This is a genomic window from Micromonospora sp. DT227, from assembly GCF_049841835.1.
In the GTDB taxonomy this organism is placed as follows: Bacteria; Actinomycetota; Actinomycetes; order Mycobacteriales; family Micromonosporaceae; genus Micromonospora.
This window is the reverse complement of record NZ_JBNCLA010000039.1, coordinates 1-1570: the sequence shown is the minus strand read 5'-3', so window position 1 is coordinate 1570 and position 1570 is coordinate 1. Positions and strand designations below refer to the sequence as shown.

Annotated in this window: 1 protein-coding gene; it reads right to left on the bottom strand. The window is 66.9% G+C overall.

Annotated features, from left to right (window positions below; all coding sequences use genetic code 11):
- Positions 1–1558 (bottom strand): beta-ketoacyl reductase (locus ACLQ2W_RS33770; RefSeq protein ID WP_425791938.1); only part of this gene is annotated, 1558 nt, incomplete at its 3' end.
- Positions 1559–1570 lie beyond the last annotated feature (12 nt).

Genomic DNA, 1570 nt, shown 5'->3' with positions numbered 1-1570 from the left:
CACCCGGATACCGACACCCCATCCCCACAATCGCCACCGGCTCATCCACACCCGCACCAACCACCACCGACGCGAGAGCGTCGGCCTGCTCACCGAGCAGTTCCGTCAACACGTACCGGGCCAACACGTCCGGGGTGGGGTAGTCGAAGACCAGCGTGGCCGGCAACGACAACCCAGTCGCGGTAGCCAACCGATTACGCAGCTCCACCGCGGTCAGGGAGTCGAAGCCGAGTTCGCGGAATGCCCGGTCGGGTGGGATCGACTGGGCGCTGTCGTGGCCCAGGGCGGTAGCGGCGTGGGCGCGTACCAGTTCGAGGATCTTCTGCTGGCGTTGCGGGCCGGTCAACGTCCGTAGCTCGGCGACCAGTGCTGAATCATCGAGCGGCCCAAGCTCGACATCGGTGGTGACGGCTTGTGCCTCGGGCACTCTGGCCAGGAGCGCACTCGGGCGTGCGGAGGTGAACGCCTTCGTAAACTGGGCCCAGTCCACGTCAGCCACCGCGAGGAAATCCTCACCCTGACCGACCGCCTCGGCCAAGGCCTGCACCGCCCGCTGCGGATCCATACTGCGAACCCCACGCCGATGCAACCGCGCAGTATCACCCTGCTCAGCCATCCCCCCACCAGCCCACAAACCCCACGCCACACTGGTCACCGACCGCCCCACAGCACGCTGCTGAACGGCATAAGCATCCAAAAACGCATTCGCAGCCGCATACACCCCCTGCCCACCACCACCCCACACCCCAGCATTCGAAGAAAACAACACCATCGCGTCCAACCGCCGCTCGGACCCCTCGACCAGAAGCTCATGCAAATTACGAAGACCCCCGACCTTCCCCGCCAAAACACGCTCTACCACCTGCGGACCGGTGTCATCAATAGCCGCGAGATGACCCACCCCGGCCGCGTGAACCACCGCATCCACCGGCCCCACCTCGGACAAGACCGCCGCCAACGCGTCACGATCCGCCACATCACAACCCCACACACTCACCCGAACCCGGCCATCAGCGCTCAGCTCACCGACCAACTCGGCCACACCCGCCCCGTCCACACCCCGACGCGACACCAACACCACATGCTCCGCACCATGCCCAGCCACCCAACGAGCCACATGCCCACCCAGACCACCGGTACCACCAGTGATCAACACCGTGCCCCGCGGCTGCCACACCCGCGGCGACCCCTCCGCCCTGGCACGCACCAACCTGCGCCCATACACACCACCCACGCGCACCGCGACCTGATCCTGACCACCCCACCCAGCCAGCACCCCCGCACAACGACGCCCCACCGCAGCCGCCTCCCGCGACCCACCCGGCCACGACATGGGCAGATCAACCAGACCACCCCAGACACGCGGATACTCCAACGCCGCAACCACACCCAAACCCCACGCCTGAGCCTGCACCGGATCCACAGGAGCATCGAAACGACCCGTACCCACCGCACCACGAGTCAACACCCACACCCGCCCCGACACACCAGCGCCATCGGTGCCGGTGTCGGTGTCGGTGTCGTGCAGACCCTGCAGCAACGCCAGCAACTCAGGCACCGGCGCCCGACC